This window comes from Caldovatus aquaticus, assembly GCF_019458025.1.
Taxonomy (GTDB): domain Bacteria; phylum Pseudomonadota; class Alphaproteobacteria; order Acetobacterales; family Acetobacteraceae; genus Caldovatus; species Caldovatus aquaticus.
Genome location: NZ_JAHZUY010000132.1, coordinates 1 through 891, shown reverse-complemented (window position 1 = coordinate 891; position 891 = coordinate 1). Strand labels below are relative to the sequence as shown.

The window sequence follows — 891 nt, the reverse complement described above, 5'->3', positions numbered from 1 at the left end:
TGTCTCCTGCGGCGCCCGTCATCAACACCTCCATCGCCATCGACGCGCGCGGCGCGGACGCCGGCGTCGAGGCGCGGCTGCGGCTGCTGGCCGGGCAGATCGCCCGCCAGGCCTCGGCCATGACGCTCGACGCCATCCGCCGCGGCGGCGCGGCCTACGAGACGGTGCTGGGGTGATCCATGACGGGCCTGACCGTTCGGGGACAACAGCACAGACGCCTTGACCACTTCTCTGGATTCCGAAATTTTCCGGTATGGTCACATTCGCCACCGAGTTTCCGGTCGCACAGCCTCTGGATCGGGCAGCTTTCGTTGCGCAGATCATCTCCTGGCTCCGCGGGAGCGAGTACAGCACGGTTCTCGATGATCACCGTGATGCCGACATTGAGGGGGAAACAGCGTATCTCCGCTCACGGACGGGCGAAGAGCTGCGCCTGCGGGAGTTCTGCCGTGCTCGCGATCTGGAAGCGATCGGCTTTCGGCACGACTTCCCAGATAACGACGGACGCGTCAGGCGCACCGAGGCCGTCGTGCGCCGGGGCGCTGCCAGCCGTGAACAAGCTCTCATGCGCCTGCGCACGCAGTGCATCGCGCGCGAGCCTGGGGCACGCCTCGAAGCGCCTCGGAAACCCTATCTGGTCAAGGCGATGCTGCGCGATGGGTGGGGCGGGAAAGACGGCATCCTCCACGTCACCGATCAGCCGCTTTGGCTCACGGACGAGGACTCTTCGCTTCAATTGGCGCGAGATGTCACGCTAGGGCCTGTTAGAGCGTGTTTGAGAAGTGCTGGCTGCTAGGTGATGCGGCGGAGCATGGTGGCGGTGGCGGCGATGACGATGAGGGTTTCGGCGACATCGGTGCGCTGCTCGAAGTCGCGGACGAGACGGCGGTG

The 891-nt window shown here is 65.9% G+C and carries 1 protein-coding gene; it reads right to left on the bottom strand.

The features are described from left to right. Positions 1-409: 409 nt before the first annotated feature. A complete protein-coding gene (locus K1J50_RS18795; protein WP_220119275.1) occupies positions 410-688 on the bottom strand; it encodes a hypothetical protein in 279 nt (92 codons plus the stop codon). Between the last annotated feature and the right edge of the window lie 203 nt (positions 689-891).